The following is a 24038-nucleotide window of genomic DNA, read 5'->3' as shown; positions in this document are numbered from 1 at the left end:
AGATATGACAACATCAAAACCAACACCAGTAATTTTTAACCATAGTGCCGCTATAGATGATTTTGTTTCAACTGCAGTACTAAGCTCAATGCCAAATATTGAAATAAAAGGTATCGTAGTAACAAATGCAGATTGTATTGCAACTCCTGCTATGGACACATCAAGTAAGGTCCACCAATTTCTCGGTTTAGATAAAAAAGGCATTCCATTAACCTTAAGCATGTCGCGTGGATGGAATGCTTTCCCATGGGCTTATCGAAAAGATTGTATTACCATGGGAACCATAGAATCTCTATATCCTTATAAAAGCCATGTAGAACCTCCTTATCAATCGGGAGAAGAAATGATAGAGACATTATTATTGGAAGCAATGATAATGCAAGACCCTGTGGTTGTATTAGCAACAGGTCCAATTACGGCAATTACTAACGTTCTAAAAAAACGCCCAGAACTTATTAAAGGTATTAAAGATGTTATTTGGATGGGTGGAGCGATATTTGTTAAAGGAAATCTCTATGACAAAACAGTGTCTATACCACGAGAAATAGCAAATGATAAAGCCGAATGGAATGCGTTTTGGGACCCTTTTGCTGTTAACGAAATGTTCGATCGGTTTAGTGGTGTGCATATGTTTCCTTTAGATATCACAGATAAAGCAAAGATTACTGATAAATTCAAAACAGCTTTGGCTTCTCAAGCAAAGACGTATAATCTGTCACAATTTGTTAGCGAGGCCTATGGCTTGGTTAAGGATGAACCATTTTATGAAATGTGGAACACTTTAGCCACTTGTTTTTTAGGAACTTCTGCAAGTACAATATTTGCTGATCCTGAAGAAATATCATTAACAATAGACGAATGGGGCAATGATACTCAAGGTTGGATCCATCAAATGGAAAATAGAAACCCCCAATCTGTGTATTTCAATATGAAAAATTCAGATGCATTTTATGATTATGTTTTGGGACAATTAAAAATGAATGTTTAGAGCTATTGCAGTAGCTGTAAAAAAATAAACCAATCTTATGAAAAACACTATTGTATTATTAAGTTTTTGCCTTTGCATATTAAGCTGTAATAAGCCTAAAGAAAAATCTGATTTTGAGGCGACATCTGAGTTCTATGAAATGATGATAGAAAAGAATGACATTGCAAAGCTTAATCAATTTTTTACTAACATGCCCAAAGGTGGGGATATTCATCATCATTATACTGGATCTATATATGCTGAAACTTATTTGAATTGGGTAAAACAGAAAGATTGGAGAATTGATAGTTGTAGTTTAAAAATAATTACTGACAAAACTAAAGCTGAAACCTGCAAATTACTTACAGTAGACGAAGTTATAGAGAATACAATGCTTTATAGACAATTATTAGAGCTGTGGTCTGATTTAGATTTTGGTAATCATAATCATTCTGAACAACCGCCAGATTTACAGTTTTTCAACACTTTTGGTTATTTCGGAGCTGTTTCCGATGAATATATGGATGTAGGACTTAATATATTAAAAGAAAGAGCCATTAACGAAAATGTCTCATATATAGAGACTATGCTAAGTGCTGTTGGCGTATCTAGTGAGGACTATTTTTCTGTAGATAATAATTTTAATGCCTTATTAAGAAAGGCAAAAACTCAGCAAGAAGTTGATAACATATTGAAAGATATAGACTCGATATATTTTAATAATAAATCGTTTGATGAGGAGATTGTTGAGTTTGTAGATAAGTTCACAAAAGATCATAATGGTATAGATACTGAAAATTTCACAATGCGATTTCAAAGCTATGGTGTTAGGGTATTAGAGCCGTTACAAGTATATACAGACCTTCTTTCGGCATATGTTGCAGCTACAAAATCACCGCTACTGGTAGGTGTTAATATTGTAGCTCCTGAGAATAATCATACTGCTCTTAAAGACTATACACTGCACATGCAAATGTTCAATTATCTAAAAAGAAAACATCCAGATGTTAATAGAGCTTTACACGCAGGAGAATTGACTTCAGGGATGGTGAGACCTAAAAATCTATTATTTCACATTAACCAAGCCTTAGACATAGCTCAAGCTCAGCGAATAGGTCATGGAGTTGATTTACCATACGAAAAAGATTCTTACGAATTATTATCAAAATTAAAGGACCAATCGGCAATTGAAATAAATTTAACAAGTAATAAATTTATACTTGGTGTTGAAGGGAGAGAACATCCGTATTTAATTTACTCTAGTTTTGAGGTGCCTTTGGTTATTTCAACTGATGACTCTGGTGTCTCAAGAAATAATTTATCTAATGAATATATGCTATTGGCTTCTACTTATAAACCTTCGTACGAAAAAATAAAAGAGTATGTCTATAACAGTATACATTATTCATTCATGAATGAGAATGATAAGAAGAAATCTCTAAATACATTAAATGAACAATTCTTAGAATTTGAACATAAAATAGCTGAACAGTTAAGGCATTAATTTTATTTGCTAAAATTGATTTATGACGAAAATCATTTGTATAGGTTGTAATTTACTATTTATATAAACCATACAAAATCGTATATTGTACACAATTCAATTTTCTAGCTACAGATGTCAATAATTCGAAATGTACTAATTTTTATCAGTTTTTCAATAGGTGTTCTTGCTAGTGCGCAGGAAATCCTACCTATACAAATCTATCCACCCGATGTTTACAAGGCCGAAACTCAAAATTGGTCTATTACTCAATCCGACAATGATTACATCTATGTTGCTAATAATATTGGTCTATTAGAGTTTAATGGCGCCGAATGGAAGTTATATGAAACTCCTAATCAAACCATATTGCGTTCGGTTAAAGCTGTTGGAGATAAAATATATACAGGCTGTTACATGGAGTTCGGCTATTGGGAACGTAATAGTTTTAATCAATTAACCTATACGTCATTATCTAAAGATCTTCCATCTCCAATGATTGAAGATGAACAGGTTTGGAATATTATAGCTTTAGACAAGTTTATAATATTTCAATCTTTAGATAGACTCTATAGTTATGATACAAATTCGAAAGAATTCAAAATTATTAGTTCTGAAACAACCTTGACTAAGATGGTTGAGGTCAATAATACTATTTATTATCAAAAATTGGATCAAGGAATATTTAAAATCGAAAATGGTAAAGAAACATTGTTTTCAGATGATGATATTCTAAAATCTAACAGAATTATAAATATTTTTAATATCGATGGCCAATTTATCATACAAACTAATCAAAAAGGATTTTTTGTATATGATAATGACCAATTGTCTAAATGGAATATACCAGCCAATGACATCATTTCAAATCTTACAGTATATAGCAGTGTTAGGCTAGAGGATGGAAGTTTTGCAATTGGCACGATTTCCAACGGAATTATTAATCTTAATAAAGAAGGAAACATATCGTATGCATTGAATCAAAATAACGGACTGTCAAATAATACAGTGCTTTCTGTTTTTGAAGATAAGAACGATAATATATGGTTGGGCTTAGATAATGGAATTAATTGTATTAATAGTTCATCACCATTTAGAGTATATGATGATAAAAAAGGTCAATTGGGTGCTGTACATGCAGCAAAAGTCTATGATGATAAATTGTATTTAGGGACAAATCAAGGACTTTTTGTTAAACCTCTCAACTCTTTAGAAGAATTTAAACTTGTAGATGGTACCAAAGGTCAGGTCTGGTGTCTAGAAGTTTATGATAACACACTCTTTTGTGGTCATGACCTTGGAACTTTCGTAATTAACGAAACAGGTATACAGGAAATATCAGATATTGATGGGACTTGGAGAATAAAACAAGTGCCTAATAATGAAGATTTATTGTTGAAAGGGAGTTATGCTGGTTTAAGCGTTTTACAAAAGGTTAATAATGAATGGCAGTTTAGAAATAAGATTGACGGGTTTGATATCTCATCTAAATTTTTTGAACTACTCGATAGTAGTCAGGTGTTTGTAAGTCATGAGTATAAAGGCGTTTTTAAATTGGATATTAATGATGATTACACTAAAGTATTGAAGGTGAAAAAGGAAAGTTCTGTTAAAAAAGGACTGCACTCTAGTTTGATTAAATATAATTCAGATGTATTGTATGCCTACAGTCAAGGGATTTATTCTTACGATGTTTCATCTAATTCATTTCAAAAAGACACCATCTTAAGTAAGGTTTATAATACAGAAACGTATGTATCAGGTAAATTGGTCAATACGCCTAATAAACTTTGGAGTTTTTCAAAAAGAAATGTCAATTATATATCGCCTGGACTCCTTAGTGATACACCACAAATTAATAGAATACCATTATCTAGTGAGTTAAGGGAGAGTTTAACAGGCTATGAAAATATTATTCCTATTGACAATCAAGAATATCTTATTGGAACATCATCGGGATATATTATTGTAGACTTGTCTAAGATGAGAAACCAATCCTACCGTATAGAAATCAACTCCATATCTAATTATGCATTGGATTCTGAGAGTAAAATGATAGAACCTACTACTAAAAGTGAGTTTCATAATAAGAATAATAATTTCGGATTTACATATAGTATTGCCGAATTTGATAAATTTCTAGAGTCTGAATATCAATATAGACTTGATGGAAACTACAATAAATGGAGCTCATGGTCCAGTTCTCCTTCAGAATTATTTAAAAATTTGCCTTTTGGTGACTATACGTTTTATGTAAGAGGTAGAGTAGGTAATCAAATGACTGATAATGTGGCCGAATACTCATTCACGATAGATAAACCATGGTACTTGTCCAATTTTATGGTTTTTCTTTATGTACTGTCAATAATGACGTTCTCAATTATTATGCATAACGTTTATAAAAGAAATTATAAGAAACAGAAAGAGAAGCTAATTATAGAAGCCGAGCGAGAATTAGAGCTTAAAGAATTAGAGAATGAACAACAACTGATGTCGTTAAGAAATGAGCAGTTAAAACAAGATATAGATAATAAAAATCGTGAGCTGGCTATATCAACTATGAGTCTAATTAAAAAGAACGAGTTTTTAAATAACATCAAAGAAGAACTCAAAAGTGTCAATGAAACTGAAGGTTTAAATCCAGTGATTAAGATTATTGATAAAAACCTAAACAATACAGACGATTGGAAATTTTTTGAAGAGGCATTTAATAATGCTGATAAGGATTTCTTGAAAAAAGTAAAGGCAAAACATCCGTCATTAACACCTAATGATCTTAAACTTTGTGCATATTTGCGGTTAAATCTGTCTTCAAAAGAAATCGCTCCTTTACTAAATATTTCATCACGAAGTGTAGAAGTTAAACGCTATAGACTTCGAAAAAAAATGGAATTACCACACGAGTCTAGCTTAACAAATTATATTCTAGAAATTTAGTCACTATACACTTGGCTATTTCACCTATACAATTCCTATACATTTAGGTTTTTTTAACAAATTACATCGTTGTAGTTGTATTGTTTAACGTAGTTTTAATATGTGTTAAACAGAACGATAACTGCGTATTTCGCAAAAAATGGACGTTTTTTTTACGATGTATGTTTTTTGTTGAGGTCATTTTTAGCATTTTATTAATATGTAGGATTACATTTACCTATCAAGTATCCTAAAAAGGTGTGGTAAGATTTTCCAAATTGAAATGAAGAGGTTTTTAATCAAAACCATAAAGCCCAATCCTTTAATTACTAACTTAAAAACAACTAAATGATGAAGAACAATTTTCTTGTACTCTTTCTTTTCCTAGTAACATTTTCAGTTTTAGCTCAATCAAACAACGTTGTTGTTGATAAAAGTAATGACGGAATGAAATTAAAAGTGGATGGAAAAGATTTCATGGTCAATGGTGTCAATTGGGATTATGTACCTATTGGGACAACAATTACAGATGCTGGTATTTGGGCAGAGTCTGATGACGTTATTAGAGCTGCTCTAGATGGCGAAATGCCATTACTTAAAAATATGGGAGTTAATGCCATAAGAACATATGGGCTTCCTCCTAAATGGATTACCTATATCTATGAAAACTATGGTATCTACACGATGCTTAATATTACGTTTGGTGCTTATGGTTTAACAATTGATGGTGCCTGGACTCCACAAACCAATTATGCAGATCAAGCCACCAGAGAAATCTTGATGAAAGAAGCAAGAGATATGGCAAATACTTATAAAAATACACCAGGACTATTATTATATATGATAGGTAATGAAAATAACTATCATTTGTCATGGACTGGTGCAGAAACCGAAGCCATTCCCATTGATGGTGCCGAAGACCCTAATAAAATTGCAGCAGCTCGCGCTTTATATAAAGCATTCAATGATGCAACTCTTGAAGTTAAGGCTATAGACCAATCTCATCCAGTTGCAATTTGTAATGGAGATTTACTGTATATAGATTTGGTAAAAGATGAGTGTACAGATATAGATATATATGGTACTAATATGTATAGAGGTGTTTCGTTTGGTGATGCTTTTCAAGAAGTTAAGGATAAATTAAACTTACCAATCCTATTTGCAGAATTTGGTGGTGATGCATTTAATGCACGTGATAATCAAGAAGATCAATATTCTCAAGCCTATTACAATGTTGGAAATTGGAAAGACATATATGAAAATGCGTCTGGAATGGGTAAGGCTAATAATTCTATTGGTGGTTTTACATTCCAATTCAGTGATGGTTGGTGGAAATATAAACAAACTGAAAACTTAGATGTTCATGATAATGTTGCTGTTTGGCCAAATGGAGGATATAGTAGAGATCAAGCAAAAGAAGGTGATCTCAATATGAATGAAGAGTGGTTTGGTATTTGTGCAAAAGGACCAACAGATGCTAGAGGATTATACACATTATATCCTAGAGCTGCTTATTATGCGCTTAAAGAAGTACATAAATTAGATCCGTATAACCCTGAAATGACTCCAGAGTTCATGTCAAATTACTTTAATAATATTGAATTAATGGACGCTGTACTCAGAGCAAGAGGAGATAAAGCTGCTTTAGGAGGCGGCGGAAGTCAGAAAATAAGAATTAGTAATCTAGGTGCTCGTTTTACAACATTTAGTACAGGTGGGAGTTTGATAACTACTCCTGAAACTGAAGACCCAAATGCCAATGTGTTTCCTAATCAATTAGGTTTTGATCATATGCAGTCGTATTTCGTTGGAATTGAAGGTAATCCAGCACCAAATATGAGAGCTAATTTAAACTTTAATATTTTGGGTAATGTAGCAGAAAACCCAATTGATGAAATATTTTATGAGAATGTAGGTAGACCAATTACTGTTGTTGGCGTTGAAGGAGGAAATGATTTAGATGTAGAAATCGATGACTTTAACAGACTAAGAGTTTATAATGCTGAATTCGAATGGAATACAAAATATGCTGATATTAAAGGTTTTTACAGAACTGGGCATTACCATTGGGGATATGAAGGCGATTTCTTCGGATTGTATCCTGAAGCTAACTATGGTCCAAACTTAGATATTTATAATGGTGAGATACTTGGGATGGAATTCAACGGTAAAGGATCTCTTAATGGTTTAAAAGCGGCATTCGGACCTCAATTATGGTGGGGAGCTAATCCAACCGCTTTATTGAAGTATCAACGTAAAGTTGGTAATTATGAAATTACTGGTATATACCATAGAGATATTGAAACCGATTTAGAATTTGATGAAAACGGTCAACGTGTATTGGATGCCAATCAAGTGCGAAGTGGTATTATACCAGCGTGGCCAACAGAACGCGCAACACTTGTTGTAGAAAGAGATTTTGGAAAAGTAGGAGTGACACTCGGGGCAATCTGGGGTGGAAGTCCATTAAATGGTAGTACATATCAAGATATCGACAACGGAGAAGTTGTATTAGATCAAGTACAAGGCAAAGACAATTGGGGTGCTAAAGCAAAAATCACTTATGGAGGTGGTAAGTTTAATTGGTATGCTCAAGGTGCTATCATGGGCTTAGTTGCTAATGGTGGAGCCGATCAAACTCAAACCTTCACGGGATGGAAATTGAGAGATTCAGGTAGTGGAAATGTGTCTAGTATTTTAAGTGGTTTTACATATACAATTGGCGATTTTCAAATTGCACCAAACTTTATGTATCAAAAACCGTTAGTTGACCCTATGCCCAACGGTGGTGATGCACCTGGGAGATTAAGAAATGTTATTAGCGATCCTTTCGCGGTAAGAAATGGTAATAGAGAAACCACAGGAGCTGAATTATTACTTACCTACGATCCAACGCCTGGAACATGGATGTATTCGTGGGATAATGATAGAGCCGAAGACGCTAAATTTGCAATGAATTTAGGATTTGTATTCCGCCACCTTCCTACAACAATGGATGCTCATATTGGTTTCCAAGCTAATCGTACATTTTTTGCATTCCCAACATCAGTACCTGCTGACGACTTATGGGAGCTACATTCTAGAATGGTATCTAAAATTAGCCCAGAATTAGGGTTGATTGGTAATTTCTACTACGGAAATGGACAAGCTAATGGTGATAGTGATAGAACAATTGATCGTTTTGGCGCAGATATCAGAATGATTTACAAGAAAATGAGTCTACGAACACATGTAAAAATTAATGATTGGGGACCTTTCGATTACCATAGGGATTTTAACTTAACATTCCCATTACAATTAATGCTAGACGTTTCAACCTCATTGGGTAAACCAGATTGGTTTATTCTACCAAGTACACGAATTGGAATAAGAGGAACATGGAGAGCTCTAGATCAATTCTCACCAAGGTATTCTCCTACGAACACATTTACTGATGACTTTCCTCCACAACCAATATTAAGTCCAGCTGGATTTCCTGATGGTTCGGAGTGGGAGATTAGAACCTATGTACATATCAATATTGGAAAATAAAAACGAAACAATGAAAACAATGAAATTAATCAAATTAAACAATACATTCTTATTAGGATTGATTCTAATTCTTACTTATGGATGTGAGAGAGATATTTCTGATGACGCAGTTCCAGCTACATTTCCCACTATAGGTGATATTTTTACAGATACACCAATAGGACTTACAGAAGAGTTTTTTAATTCGTTTGACCCAGCTGCAGGTGCAAATGTCAATGGTTTTGGTACTGATAATGGTGAAGCTTTTGAAGGAAGCATATCAATTAGAATAGATGTACCTGCACCTAATGATCCAGACGGAGGGTTTATAGGCGGAATTTTTGAAGATGCTGGAGCGGGTAGAAATTTAACACAATATGATGCCTTAACGTTCTGGGCTAAAGGGTCTACAACAGGTATTGTTGAAGCAGGTTTTGGAACCGATTTTGTAGAGGATAAATACGCTGTAAGTTTTCCTAATGTTCAATTATCGACTGATTGGAAAAAATACATAATCCCTATCCCAGATCCTTCTAAGCTTCTTCAAGAAAAGGGAATGTTTCTCTTTGCTGCTGGAACACAAAGCACAAATGGTTTTGGATTTACATTTTGGATAGACGAACTACGATTTGAAACCCTAGGAACTCTAGGTCAAGAAGTACCCCAAATCTTTAGTGGTGCTTCTCTTGTACAAGAGGCTTTTGTAGGTTCTACTATTCAGGTTTCAGGAACTTCATATACCGTTAATTTACCGACAGGCATCAATCAAACAGTTAATGCAGCTCCTAGTTACTTTGACTTTTCATCTTCTAATGAATCTGTAGCAACAGTTTCAGAATCGGGTGAGATAACAGTTATTGGAGTAGGTACTACTACTATTACAGCTAGTGTTGGTGCTAATTTAGCAGAAGGTTCTTTAGAACTCACATCTAATGGTCCATTCCCTAGCGCGCCTATTCCAACTAGAGACCCTGCAAACGTTGTGTCGCTCTTTAGTGATGCATATACAAATGTTCCTGTAAGACACTATAATGGTTTCTTTCAATTTGCAACTACACAAGGTGGTGCTGGAGCAGATCCTAATAATGTTGATTTACAAGTGCCTTTACCAGGAGGTGGACTTGATAATATTATAAACTATACAATGCTAAACTTTGTTAGTATTGGAACTTATGAAACTGTGTCTTTAGTTGATATAAGTGCAATGTCTCATTTACATGTAGATATTAATATAAGAGAAGCTATCGATGGTGGTGATTTTATAAGATTATCTCTTGAAAGTGGAACAGGTACTGGTTCTACTACTAGTGGGGACTTTATATTGAATTCTACTGCTTTAGGAAATACTGACGAAAATGGTTGGTTAAGTCTAGACATTCCAATTTCTAACTTTTCAGGATTTTCAGACCTTGCTAATTTAGGACAACTATTCTTCGTTTCAGATGCAACTATCTCAGATATATGGGTAGATAACGTATATTTTTACAATGAATAATGGCTATAATTTATAAACAAAAGAACATGAAATATATAAAATCATTTAACAAGATAAAATTAGTGCTATTATTTATGGTAGCCCTATTGATAAGCGCTTGTAATACTGACGAAACTCAGGAAGTAACTCAACTTAATAACCTAGTGATGCAAGATGAGTTTGATATAGATGGTACTCCAGATTCGTCAATGTGGACTTATGATATTGGAGATGGAACCGCTCAAGGATTACCAGCAGGTTGGGGTAATAATGAATTGCAATATTATACTGATAGACCTGAAAATGTAACTGTAGAAAATGGATTATTAGTATTAACGGCAAGAGAAGAGGCTTTCGAATCCTCAAATTACACCTCTGCTAGATTAACCACTCAAGGCTTATTTGAACAGCAATATGGTCGCTTTGAAGCTCGAATTCGTTTGCCATATGGAAAAGGTATCTGGCCGGCATTTTGGCTTTTAGGTAACGATTGTGATCAAAACCCATGGCCACAATGCGGAGAAATTGATGTCATGGAATATGTTGGTAATCGCCCTACTGTAGTCTTTGGTAGTGCTCATGGTCCAGGGTATAATGCTGGAGATGCATTAACTAAAGAATACGAGATTGAAAATGATCGTTTTGATACAGGATTTCATGTTTTCGGAATAGAATGGGGACCTAACTATATCAATTATTACGTCGATGGAGATTTATATCAAACTTTAACTCCTCAAGATGCTGCAGAAGAAGCAATTGGAGTAGAAGAGGGAGCTCCTCAAAATACTGGTGAATGGGTGTTTAATCGTCCGTTTTACATTATTATCAACATGGCTGTAGGTGGATCTTTACCAGGTGCTCCTAATGCAGAAACAGTTTTTCCACAGCGCATGTATGTGGATTATGTGAGAGTGTACAATTAATTTAAATATAAAAACATGAGATTTTTAAAATATAAAATAAGTATCATAATCGTAACAATTTTTTCCTTTGGATTAACAAGTTGTGAAGGTGATGGAGGTGCTGGAGAAGTTATAGAATTAGATGCAAGATTTCTAAGCAATATTGATGTAAGAACTATTTCGTTTATTAATGTATCAAACGATGCTGTAAATTATTCTTGGGATTTTGGCAATGGAACATCATCTACATTAGCAGAGCCATCTGTAACTTATGAAAATGGTACATATACAGTAACCTTAACTGCATTTGATATTAATGGCAATGCAGATACATTTCAAGAAACATTTGTTATAGATATTCCTGTTTGTACCGATGAATCTGCTGAGAATCTTGATCCTGCAAATGGAGATATAAATTGGACGTTCTTAGATGCTAATGGAAATGCAACATTTGACGCTTTCGGAAATACTGCTGGTTTTATAGTTGATAACCCTGTAATAGATGCTGTAAACTCAAGTTGTAAAGTACAACGATATGAAAAAACTACAGGATGTCAAACCTTTGCTGGACTTGGTGTTGGTTTAGCAACTTCAATAGATTTTTCTACAACATCTAATAAAACGTTTACAATGAAGGTTTTAGCAGAAACTCAAATTACTGAAGTCACCCTTCGTTTAGAGTTTATGCCATTTCCAAATACTGAGCCTTCTCAAGATAGAGTTGCTAATATCACTCAAATCGGAGAATGGCAAGAACTTACTTTTGATTTCACAGATGTCCCTACAGGAACCTTTCAGAGTATGATCATATATTTTGAAAGAAACGCAGATTGTGATGGTGACATTTACTACTTTGATGAAATAGTTCAACAATAAATACCAATACAGCTTACAAAGCATGATAACCGAAGCAACTTTAATGGAAAATAATATTTCTAAAGAAAAAAAAGTCAGATTAATAGATTTAGTTATTGATAATGAATCTTATTACAAGATTTCTAATAGTGATGAAATTCGTCCTTTTTTTATGAGTATCGTCAGTGATTCTAATCACTGGATGTTTATATCGAGTAATGGAGGACTAACGGCTGGACGTAAAAATTCTGAATATGCTCTATTTCCTTACTATACAGATGATAAGATTACCGAATCTGCTGATATAACCGGAAATAAATCAATCTTCAAAGTTCATAAAAATAATCAAGAGTTCATGTGGGAACCACTGGCTATTAGATCTTTGGGTAGGTATTCTACAACTCAAAACTTGTATAAGAATAGATATGGAAACAAAATTATTTTTGAAGAGATCAATCATGACTTAGAGTTAATATTTAGATACCAATGGAGCTCTAGTAATAAGTTTGGTTTTGTAAAAAAATCTAAATTAATTAATACTGCTACAGAATCTGTAAGTATAACATTATTAGATGGTATTCAAAATATTTTGCCAGCAAGTATTGGTAGTGATATTCAAAACCAATCTAGTAATTTAGTAGATGCCTATAAACGAAATGAGCTAGAAGAGTCAACTGGACTTGGAATCTATGCACTTAGTGCTATTCTTGTTGATAAAGCTGAAGCAAGTGAAGCATTAAAAGCAAATGTTGTTTGGTCATTAGGTTTAAATAACCCTAAGTATTTACTATCGTCATTACAACTAGATGCTTTTAGGTCTGGTCAATCTTTAACACAAGAAGTAGATGTTAAAGCTGAAAAAGGGGCTTATTTTGTTTCTACGGAAATAGAATTACTAGCAGATTCTTCTAAAGAATGGATGCTAGTCGCTAATGTTAATCAAAATCACTCAGATATTGCGTTGTTGTTAAAGAAAATACGCGAGGATGATACATTAGTCGATAAAGTTAATGAGAACATTGATCATGGTACTAAACGATTAGTGGAGTTGAATTCGGCATCAGATGCCATTCAAGTGTCTGCAGATAGTTTAAGAGATACGCGTCACTTTTCTAATACGCTATTTAACATTATGCGTGGAGGAATTTTTGATAATGGTTATCAAATTGAAAAATGGGATTTTAGCAACTATCTTCACAATGCAAATAAAAAAGTTGCACGAACATCTGAAGAAATATTAGATACCCTTCCAGAAGTGTTTTCTTTATCAGAAATACAAGAAATAGCATACAATAGTGATGATAAAAACTTTAGACGCCTTTGTTTAGAGTATATGCCATTAAAATTTAGTCGTAGACATGGCGACCCAAGTCGTCCTTGGAATAAATTTTCAATTAATACAAGAAGTGAAATTGATGGATCTAAAATTTTAGATTATGAAGGCAATTGGCGAGATATCTTCCAAAACTGGGAAGCGCTAGCACACTCATATCCAGAGTTCATTGAAAGTATGATTCATAAATTTTTAAACGCAACAACATTTGATGGCTATAACCCATATAGGGTAACAAAAGATGGTTTTGATTGGGAAATAATTGAACCAGACGACCCATGGTCTTACATTGGATATTGGGGAGATCATCAAATTATCTACTTACTTAAGTTTTTAGAATTTATTAATAGCCATAACCCAGATAAATTAGAAAGTTTCTTTACAAAAGATCTATTTGTCTATGCCAATGTACCTTATAAAATTAAGCCATACGCAGACTTACTAAAAAATCCAAAAGACACCATCGTTTTTGATGATGCATTAGATCATAAAATTAATGAAGAGCGTGAACAATTAGGCGCAGATGGTGCCTTACTTCGTGATGAAAACAGATTTATAGTTAAAGCAAATTTTATTGAAAAAATATTAGTGACATCTTTGGCAAAACTATCAAACTTTATTCCCGAAGGTGGTATTTGGATGAATACACAACGTCCCGAATGGAACGATGCAAATAATGCTTTGGTAGGTAATGGAATATCTATGGTGACGCTTTATTATCTGCGTAGATTCTTTAATTTCTTTGAAAAGTTACTTACAACGACTAGTATTGATCAAGTAGACGTTTCTGTTGAGCTATCTGAATTCTTCGATTCTGTATTAAATACCTTCGAAAATAATAAAGACTTATTATCAGCAGCGATTAATGATACAGATAAAAAAATAATATTAGATGGTTTAGGAAATGCAGGTAGTAAGTATAGAACTCAAATCTATAACCATGCCTTTTCAGGAAGAAAAACAGCACTTTCGATTAATAGATTGAAGGATTTTGTAACAATTGGTAAGTCTTATTTAGAGCATTCAATTAAAGCTAATAAGCGTTCTGATAATTTATATCATGCTTATAACCTCATGACTGTAAATGCAGATAACTCTATTTCCATTTCTTATTTAAGTGAAATGTTAGAAGGTCAAGTGGCTGTTTTGAGTTCTGGTTATTTAAAAGCTACAGAAACACTAAATGTCTTAAATGCATTAAAACAAAGCAAGCTTTTTAGAGAGGATCAATACAGTTATATGCTGTATCCTAATAAAGAACTTAAAGGGTTTTTAGACAGAAATACGATTCCTGAAGATGCCGTTTTTTCATCAAAATTATTCCAAGAATTGTTAAAGGATGGAAATGTTCAAATCATCGAAAAAGATGTTAATGGCGACTATCATTTTAATGGAAACTTTAAGAATGCTAGCGACGTTTCTTTAGCGTTAGAAAATCTTTCAGGAACAAAATATGAAGCACTTTTAGAGTCAGACACTCCAAAAGTGTTGCAAGCTTTCGAAGAGGTGTTTAATCATAAAGCGTTTACAGGAAGATCTGGAACATTCTATGGTTATGAAGGGTTAGGATCGATCTATTGGCATATGGTTTCAAAATTATTACTGGCTGTACAAGAATGTTGTATAAAAGCAGTAAATGATGACGAAAGCGAAGCTATAATCGGGCAATTACTAGAGCATTTTTATGAAATTAATGAAGGGATTGGCGTACATAAGTCTCCAGCACTATATGGTGCTTTTCCAACCGATCCATATTCGCATACACCAGGAGGAAAGGGAGCACAACAGCCAGGAATGACAGGACAAGTTAAAGAGGATATTTTGAGTCGTTTTGGAGAACTAGGAATATTTGTTAAACAAGGACAATTGCTTTTTAACCCTTGTTTATTGAGAGAAGAGGAATTCTTGACAGAATCTAAACTCCTTAACTATGTTGATGTAAACAACAACTGGAAGTCAATAGAACTTGAAGTTGGTTCCTTAGCTTTTACATATTGCCAAGTGCCTATAATTTATAAAATGGGATATGAGAATTGGATTGAAGTAGAAACTACTAAAAGTTCACAAAAAACGCTTAACAGCTTGGTTCTTGATAGAAACACTAGTAACGAGATTTTTGCTAGATCAGGTTTAGTAGAGCGCATTACCATAAGTATTAATAAATCAATTTTAAAGTAAAAAATATCAAACACATGAAATTGAAAGTAAATATCCTATGTGCAATAATTATTTCAATGATCATGTCATCTTGTAATCAAAACCCAAAATCTAACAAAGACATGCAAAGAGGCAAACAAATGACTGCTAAAGAGATATTAGGAAATCCTAATTATTTAGCAATATCTTATGGAGGTTACCGCGAAAAATCTAGAGATAGTCAGCCAACAATTAAAGAACTCAAAGATGATATGAAGCTATTGTCTGCAATGGGTATCAAAGTATTACGAACATATAATGTACAACTTCCGCATGCTTCAAATATTTTAAAAGCGATTACAGAGCTTAAAAAAGAAGACTCAAATTTCGAGATGTATGTGATGTTAGGTGCATGGATTGATTGTCTAAACGCATGGACAGATCAACCAGTAGATCATAACGTTGAGAGTCCTAATAATGCAGCGGAAATAGAAAGAGCTGTAGCTTTGGCTAATAAATACCCAGACATTGTTAAGGTTTTGGCTGTAGGAAATGAAGCTATGGTCAAATGGGCAGAAAGCTATTATGTGCAACCTAACGTGATATTAAAATGGGTAACACATTTACAAGAATTAAAGACGCAAGACAAACTTCCGAAAGATTTATGGATAACCAGTTCTGATGATTTTGCATCATGGGGAGGTGGCGAAGACCAATATCATGTTGAAGATCTAGAAAAATTAATCAAAGCCGTAGATTATATTTCGATGCACACCTATCCTTATCACAATTCACATTACAACCCTGAATTTTGGGGAGTCCCTGAAGCCGAAGATAGTCTTACAGATAGTGATAAGATTCATGCTGCAATAGAACGTGCTATCCAATTTTCTAAACGTCAGTACGATAGTGTTACTAATTACATGAAAAGCATCGGTGTTAACAAACCTATTCATATTGGAGAAACAGGATGGGCAACAGTGTCTAAAGGGTTCTACGGACCTAATGGCTCTAGAGCAACAGATGAATACAAACAAGGTTTGTACCACAAACTCATGAGAGAATGGACGAATACTGCTGGAATTTCGTGCTTCTATTTTGAAGCTTTTAATGAACAATGGAAAGATGCACATCATCCAAATGGTTCTGAAAACCATTTCGGATTGTTTACGATTGATGGAAAGGCAAAATACCCAATATGGGATTTAGTAGATGATGGTGTTTTTGATGGGTTAACGAGAAATGGTAATCCAATAACCAAAACATATAATGGTAATAAGGCTGCTTTGATGGAAGATGTTTTAGTACCTCCAGCTCTAGACGAAATAATGGCAAATCGATAGATATGTCAAATAAAAAAATCAACAATGAAAACCGTAAGCTACATTTTTTATTCCCTTTTAGTACTAGTTATGATAGGTTGTAACGAAAAAAAAGAAATAGGACAAGACTTGCTTGAAGTTGAGATTTATGAAACATCAGCAAGCGGAAATCAGCTCACAAGAATCAATGAAGTTTCAACGACAGATTCTTTGCCTGTTTTAAAAATTAATCCTGATAAAAAATTTCAAACTATTACTGGCTTTGGAGGTGCATTTACTGAGTCTTCTGCTTATTTGTTAAACAAATTAAGTAAAGCCAATAGAGATAAAATATTGAAGGCTTATTTCAGTAGAGAAGGAGCAAATTATTCATTAACGCGAACGCATATGAACTCCTGTGATTTTTCGTTGAGTCAGTATTCGTATGCACCTGTTGAAGATGATATGATGTTAGAACATTTTACTATCAAAGATGATATGGATGATCTTATTCCAATGATAAAAGAAGCTATGGCAATCTCAGAAGATGGCTTCGATATTTTTGCGTCGCCATGGACAGCACCACCTTGGATGAAAGATAATAAGGAATGGGTTGGCGGAAAATTATTGCCTAAATACTATGATACTTGGGCCTTGTTCTTTTCAAAATATGTAGATGCTTATGAAGCCGAAGGCATTCCAATTTGGGGTTTTACTGTTGAAAATGAACCACATGGAAATGGAAATAACTGGGAAAGTATGCACTTTACTCCAGAAGAAATGACCGATTTTGTACAGAATCACTTAGGACCGAAACTCGAAGCCGATGGTAAAGGAGATAAAATCATTTTGGGTTATGACCAAAATAGAGCAGGCTTGAAAGAATGGGTAGATGTCATGTATGCTACTGAGGAATCATCGAAGTATTATGATGGAACAGCCATTCATTGGTATGAAAGTACTTACGACTATTTCCCTGACGCTTTGCAATACGCTCATAACAAAGCACCTGATAAATATTTAATTGAAACTGAAGGCTGTGTAGATTCTGAAGTTCCAAAATGGAAAAATGATATCTGGTACTGGTCAAAAGAAGCTACCGATTGGGGCTGGGATTGGGCAGCAGAAGATGAGAAATATTTGCATCCTAAATATGCACCTGTTAATCGTTATGCGCGAGATATTATTGGATGCTTAAATAACTGGGTTGATGGATGGGTCGATTGGAATATGGTTTTAGATAGACAAGGCGGACCTAACTGGTTTAAAAACTGGTGTGTTGCTCCTATTATTGTCGATCCAGATGCAGACGAGGTCTATTTTACACCTATTTATTACACCATGGCGCATTTCAGCAAATATATGAGGCCAGGAGCTGTGGTGATTGATGTTGAAAACCCAGATAAAGACTTGATGGTAACTGCTGCAAAAAACCCTGATGATTCTATTGCAGTAGTCATATTTAATGAAGGCGAAACCGCCAAGAATTTCACGTTAAATTTAAATGAAAGCAATGTAAATATTAAAATAAACGCACAAGCAATTCAAACAATTGTAGTGCCTAAGTCATAAAACACTAACTAAACTAAACCACTATGTCAAAAATTAAAACAGCCGCAAAAGATAAAGTCCCAGTTGGACAAAAAGCAGCCTTTGGAGCAGGTCATTTTATATTGAATATATTACCAGGTACTCTTGGTGTTTTTATTCAGTTTTTCTTATTGACGGCTTGGGGTGTTGATCCGTTATGGGCTGGGCTTTTAGGTGGTTTACCAAGAATATTCGACTCAATTACTGATCCAATAATGGGTTTCATCTCTGATAATACAAAATCGAGATGGGGACGAAGACGACCTTATATTTTTATTGGAGCAATTATAAGCGGAATACTTTTCTTTTTAATGTGGCAAATTGATGATAATGCATCCCAATCTTATATTATTTGGCATGTAATGATTCTTCAATTATTATTTCTTATTGGTAATACAATGTTTGCAACACCATTAGTAGGTCTTGGATATGAAATGACTTCCGATTATAATGAACGTACACGGTTAATGGCTTTTTCTAATACTATGGGGCAAATTGCTTGGATGATTGTACCATGGTTATATGTTATTATTCCTGATACAGACACATTTAATACGCAAACAGAAGGTGTTCGTACAATGGCTCTTATTGTTGGTGCCATGTGTGTTGTTTTTGGAATACTGCCAGCATTATTTTGTAAGGGTATTGATTCTTCTCATATGGAGAATAGAAAAGAAATTACATTTAAGTCGTTAGCATCAAATATGAAAGATTTATGGCAGGGTATTAAACAAGTCACAAAAAATAAACCTTTCATGAAATTATGTGGAGCAACGTTTTTAGTGTTTAATGGATTTCAGCTTGTAGCGGCATTTGGTGTTTTCATTATTGTGTTTTATATGTATAGTGGAAGTTATGAGATGGCTGGTACTTGGCCTGCTTGGTTCAATACCATTAATGCTATTATTACAGCATTTATAGTTATCCCAATTATTACAAGAATGGCTAATAAATGGGGAAAGAAAAAGGCGTTTATAATCTCAACTGTGTTATCCATCGTTGGCTATGTTTTGAAATGGTGGGGTTTTGATAAAGAACTTAATAATAAATTTAATCAAACGGGATTTGGTGAGAGTTTAAATTCTGGAGTTAGTTCCATTTTCGAATCTCTAAATCCAGCTCTTGAAAGTATTGGAATGTCTTGGTTCAGTATTGATCCAGGTAGCGATGTACCATGGCTCATATTTGTACCAATTCCATTATTTGCTTTTGGTATGGGAGGTTTGTTCACTTTAATGATGTCTATGACGGCAGATGTTTGCGATTTAGACGAATTGGAGAATGGTATGCCTCGTAAAGAAGGAACGTTTGGAGCCATCTATTGGCTGATGGTAAAAATTGGTCAGTCTATAGCTCTTGTTTTGGGCGGTGTAATTTTAAGTATTGTAGGATTTGACCCTAATGTTACTGAGCAATCTATAGAGACTATGAACAATCTTAGAATAGCCGATATATTGGTTCCATCGTTAACTGCAGCACTTGCGGTTTGGGTAATGTGGAAGTATAATCTAAATGAAGATAGGGCTAGAGAGATAAAGAAAGAACTCGTTGAACGACGAGGAGAACTATAACTATAAATTTAAAGTTTAAATGTCATATAGAGACGAAGAATATCACGCGTATAATGGAATTAATTTCGCAGAACACTCAGGAATTGATTTCGGTAAATATTCACTAGAAGAATTAAAAACGTTGTGGAGAGCAACACTTAAAAAAGGAATGCATGGGATCTGCTTTAGTATGTATGAAGATGGTCAGGAACCTGGTGACATCATAACCGAAGAACAGGTAGAAAGACGTGTAAAGATACTAAAGCCCTATTCGAAATGGATTCGTTCATTTTCTTGTATAGAGGGGAATGAGCATATTCCACGTATCGCCCACAAGCACGGTATGAAAACGCTAGTAGGTGCGTGGTTGGGAGATGATAAAGATGATAATGAAAAAGAAATTGAAGGACTCATTCAATTAGCAAAAGAGGGCGTTGTTGATATTGCTGCTGTTGGTAATGAAGTACTGTACAGAAACGATTTGTCACTAGACGAATTGTTAGACTATATACGACGGGTCAAAGAGGCTTTGCCAGATATTCCTGTGGGTTATGTCGACGCCTATTATGAGTTTTCGGTACATCCTCAGCTTGTAGAGATTAGCGATGTCATACTTAGCAATTGCTATCCGTATTGGGAAGGCTGCCATATTGATGGCGCGCTACATCATATGCAGCAAATGTTCGGACAGGCATCGGATGCTGGACGTGGTAAAAAAGTAATCATTACAGAGACTGGCTGGCCTAGTCAAGGCGGTAGTTTGAAGGGGGCATTTTCTTCCGAAGAGAATGCTATGAAATATTTTATCAATACTCAGGTATGGGCTAAAAAAGCAGGTATTGAGGTGTTTTATTTCTCATCATTTGACGAGTCATGGAAAACTGGCGATGAAGGTGATGTTGGAGCCTATTGGGGACTTTGGGATAAACACGAAAAATTAAAATTTTAAAGCAATTGGTTGATGGGAGAGCTATTATAAATGCTTAAAAGTACAACATTCAAAAAAGTGAGCAATACATAGCGAAAAACAAACACAACATTACCACAACACAATAGTTAATAAAATGCTAAATAAGACTTTGTTAATATTTTGAAACGTCTTGAGTCCGCTTTGTTTAGCGGATTTGAAGACATAATTAAACAAAAAGCAAATTATTTGTGTTTGTATGTTTTTTGTAGCGGTGTGTTTTATGATAATCTCAATAGATAGTGCTTAAATTTATGAAAATGAAAAATACCTGATATAATTTTTAAATAATTACTAATTCTAATATATATAACTATGAAAAAAATTACAATTTTAATCTTTTTATTAGCCTCGGCTATTACGTTTGGGCAATCTTTGCCTGTTGATTATGAAGATACAACGACGACTGCATCATTTCAATTTGGTACTTTAGGTTTTGCTAATATTGCAAATCCTGATGTAAGTGCAGGAAATATGTCTGCTCGAGTACTACAAGTAGATAAACTTGTTGGAGCTAACTGGTTTGCAGGTTTTGGATATGAAACACCAGGATCACCTTTAATTGACTTGGCGAATGGAACAGCGTTTACAATGAAAATTTGGTCAACGAAAGCTAACCTTCAATTAAGATTTCAAATCCAAATAGGATTAAGTGGAGAGCCAACTTACAATAGAGATGTTGTGGTTGCTAATGCGAATACATGGACCGAAGTTACATTCGATTTTTCTGATCAACCAGGTCTTACAGGTATGGAACAGTATTCTACTTTGGTAATACAACCAGATTATGACCCAGCACTTGAAGGCCCTGCTGGTGATGGTGTTTTGGTTACTGAATCTGGGACGTATTACATTGACGACATTGTTCAAGTAGGTGCTCCAGAGCCAACGTGTATGGATGGTGTTCAAAATGGTATGGAAACTGGTGTAGATTGTGGTGGTCCTGATTGTCCAACCTGTCCTGAGACCTGTGATGATGGAATCCAAAATCAAGATGAGACTGGTGTAGATTGTGGTGGTGCTTCTTGCCCTGCTTGTCCACCTGCTGGTCCTACAATGGCCGCTCCAGAATATCCTTCTACGGGAACAGATCTTTATGTTTACAGTGGTTTACCAGGTAGTAGTGTTGGTAACTTTAACTTCTACGCGTTTGGTAACGTAGGCGTTCCAGAAGTAGATATTGAAATGAATGGAAATAACGCCGGAAAAATTGAAGGTGGAGGTTTCTTTTTCTATGGTGCACAATGGGATGCTGAAGATTTAGTTGCAGGAGGTTATCAATTTGTACACATAAACTATTATGCAACGACGACAACTGAGTTTAATTTCTTCCTAATTGATGCCACAGCTGGAATTGGTGGTGGAGCTGCTGAAGAACCTAGATATAGATTTGGTGGACCTACTCCAGATTCCCCAATTGTAACTGGGTCTTGGCAGAGTGTATTTATTCCATTACAACATTTCTTAGATCACACACCATCAAGTGGTACTTATGATTTAAATGATATATTCCAATGGAAATTTGATGGAAATGGAGAGGTTTATTTTGACAATATATTCTTTAGTACGTCTAACACTTTAGGTGCAGAAGAATTTACTAGAAATGAGTTTTCTGTATTTCCTAATCCAACAACAAACAATTGGACAGTTATAGGTACTCAAGATATCGAGTCTATTCAAATTTATGATGTTTTAGGAAAGCAAGTGGTTAATGTAACTCCAAATGCAAATGAAACTCAGATTGATGCATCTAACTTAAAAGCAGGATTATACTTTGCAAAAGTTTCTTCTGCTACGGGAAGCAAGACAATCAAATTGGTTAAAAAATAATGCTTAACTAACTAATATTTTTTAAAAGCCACATTTGCTAGTTGCAATGTGGCTTTTTTATTAATGTCAAAATGCTTAAATGATTATATTGAAATATCCCTTTCTAATCAAAATAAAAGCAATTATTTTTATATCGGAATTATACCTTTCTTATTTTTAATTTTATGGTAACATTAAAACAATTAGCCGAGCAATTAAATGTATCTGTTTCTACAGTATCAAAAGCATTGCATGATAGCGACGAAATTAGCCCTGACACTATAGAACGAGTAAAGGCTCTTGCTAAGTTTTTAAACTATAAACCAAATAAGTTAGCTTTAAGTCTTAAAAACAGTAGAACTAATACGATTGGTGTAATTATTCCTAATATTCTTAATCATTTTTTTGCAAAAGCACTATATGCCATAGAAATGCAGGCCAGTAAACAAGGCTATAATATTATCACTTGTGTTTCCAATGAAATGCAATCCAAAGAAATCAATAGCCTCCAATTATTATCTAATGGTAGTGTTGATGGTTTTATTTTATCCCTAGCAGAAGAAACACAAGTGGCTAATAATGTCGACCATATCAATGAGATATTGCAAAAAGATATTCCAGTAGTATTATTTGATAGGGTTTCTGAAGATATTAATTGTGATAAGGTTATTATAGATGATTTTGGAGCTGCTTATGAAGCAACTAAGCATTTACTTTCTGAAGGACGACAACATATTGTGCTTGTGAGTAGTATTGATGAGTTAAGTGTTGGTAAACTCAGGGCAAATGGGTATTTGGCAGCCTTAAATGAGGCCTTTGATTATAAGAATGAACCTAGTATCATTACCATTGAAAACGATAAATCAATTGAGGATGGCGTTGATCAATTATTCAATAAATATCAATCGGTTGATGGTATTATTTCTATTGATAACACCTCAGGTGTCATTGCGCTTCAAAAGGCACTAAAACTAAATTATAATGTACCAAGTGACTTGTCCATAATTGGATTTTCAGATGAGAATGTACTTCAATTCACCAATCCAAAATTGTCTACTATCTCACAGCATACTGTAGATATAGGTAAGGCTTCGGTCAAATTGCTTTTAAATCGTTTAAAGGATAAAGGAACCACCAAGAAAACAACAAAAACAATAAAGACTAATCTCATCTTAAGGGAAACTACCAAATAGTTTTATTCGGAAATCTTATTTTAAATACAAACTACTTATAATTTATAATTAG

Annotated in this window: 14 protein-coding genes; all 14 read left to right on the top strand. The window is 34.2% G+C overall.

Annotated elements, in window-relative coordinates; all coding sequences use genetic code 11:
* The first annotated feature begins 4 nt into the window (after window positions 1-4).
* The 14 genes from KWG70_RS09525 (at window position 5) to KWG70_RS09460 (ending at window position 23986) form a co-directional block, all read left to right on the top strand.
* A complete protein-coding gene (locus KWG70_RS09525; protein ID WP_230935785.1) occupies window positions 5-988 on the top strand; it encodes a nucleoside hydrolase in 984 nt (327 codons plus the stop codon).
* Between the two features lie 37 nt (window positions 989-1025).
* The gene (locus KWG70_RS09520; protein ID WP_230935784.1) at window positions 1026-2471 is read left to right on the top strand and encodes an amidohydrolase family protein; all 1446 of its coding nucleotides are present in this window, start codon (window positions 1026-1028) and stop codon (window positions 2469-2471) included.
* A 114-nt stretch (window positions 2472-2585) separates the two neighbouring features.
* Entirely contained in the window at window positions 2586-5387 is a 2802-nt protein-coding gene (locus tag KWG70_RS09515; protein ID WP_230935783.1) for a helix-turn-helix and ligand-binding sensor domain-containing protein, read from the top strand.
* 330 nt (window positions 5388-5717) lie between these two features.
* Window positions 5718-8897, top strand: coding sequence for a glycoside hydrolase family 2 TIM barrel-domain containing protein (locus KWG70_RS09510; RefSeq protein WP_230936066.1), 3180 nt, complete (start codon window positions 5718-5720; stop codon window positions 8895-8897).
* A 19-nt stretch (window positions 8898-8916) separates the two neighbouring features.
* Window positions 8917-10371 (top strand): Ig-like domain-containing protein, encoded by a 1455-nt coding sequence (locus tag KWG70_RS09505; RefSeq protein WP_230935782.1) that lies wholly within the window; start codon window positions 8917-8919, stop codon window positions 10369-10371.
* 26 nt (window positions 10372-10397) lie between these two features.
* A complete protein-coding gene (locus KWG70_RS09500; protein WP_230935781.1) occupies window positions 10398-11273 on the top strand; it encodes a glycoside hydrolase family 16 protein in 876 nt (291 codons plus the stop codon).
* 15 nt (window positions 11274-11288) lie between these two features.
* Window positions 11289-12128 (top strand): PKD domain-containing protein, encoded by an 840-nt coding sequence (locus tag KWG70_RS09495; RefSeq protein WP_230935780.1) that lies wholly within the window; start codon window positions 11289-11291, stop codon window positions 12126-12128.
* 22 nt (window positions 12129-12150) lie between these two features.
* On the top strand, window positions 12151-15618 hold the full coding sequence (locus tag KWG70_RS09490; protein ID WP_394801631.1) for a hypothetical protein: 3468 nt from the start codon (window positions 12151-12153) through the stop codon (window positions 15616-15618).
* Window positions 15619-15680: 62 nt separating this feature from the next.
* Window positions 15681-16919 (top strand): glycosyl hydrolase family 17 protein, encoded by a 1239-nt coding sequence (locus KWG70_RS09485; RefSeq protein ID WP_394801633.1) that lies wholly within the window; start codon window positions 15681-15683, stop codon window positions 16917-16919.
* A gap of 24 nt (window positions 16920-16943) precedes the next feature.
* The gene (locus KWG70_RS09480; RefSeq protein ID WP_230935778.1) at window positions 16944-18449 is read left to right on the top strand and encodes a glycoside hydrolase family 30 protein; all 1506 of its coding nucleotides are present in this window, start codon (window positions 16944-16946) and stop codon (window positions 18447-18449) included.
* 23 nt (window positions 18450-18472) lie between these two features.
* Window positions 18473-20038 carry an MFS transporter gene (locus KWG70_RS09475; protein ID WP_230935777.1) on the top strand — a complete coding sequence of 522 codons (1566 nt, stop codon included), beginning with the start codon at window positions 18473-18475 and terminating at the stop codon, window positions 20036-20038.
* Window positions 20039-20057: 19 nt separating this feature from the next.
* Window positions 20058-20966 carry a glycoside hydrolase family 17 protein gene (locus tag KWG70_RS09470; protein ID WP_230935776.1) on the top strand — a complete coding sequence of 303 codons (909 nt, stop codon included), beginning with the start codon at window positions 20058-20060 and terminating at the stop codon, window positions 20964-20966.
* A gap of 333 nt (window positions 20967-21299) precedes the next feature.
* Window positions 21300-22814: a T9SS type A sorting domain-containing protein gene (locus KWG70_RS09465; RefSeq protein WP_230935775.1), complete on the top strand. Its 1515-nt coding sequence runs from the start codon at window positions 21300-21302 to the stop codon at window positions 22812-22814.
* A 164-nt stretch (window positions 22815-22978) separates the two neighbouring features.
* Window positions 22979-23986 (top strand): LacI family DNA-binding transcriptional regulator, encoded by a 1008-nt coding sequence (locus KWG70_RS09460; RefSeq protein ID WP_230935774.1) that lies wholly within the window; start codon window positions 22979-22981, stop codon window positions 23984-23986.
* Window positions 23987-24038 lie beyond the last annotated feature (52 nt).

This window comes from Psychroserpens luteolus, assembly GCF_021032705.1.
GTDB lineage: Bacteria > Bacteroidota > Bacteroidia > Flavobacteriales > Flavobacteriaceae > Psychroserpens > Psychroserpens luteolus.
The sequence above is the reverse complement of the archived record's forward strand: the minus strand, read 5'-3'. Positions and strand labels throughout refer to the sequence as shown.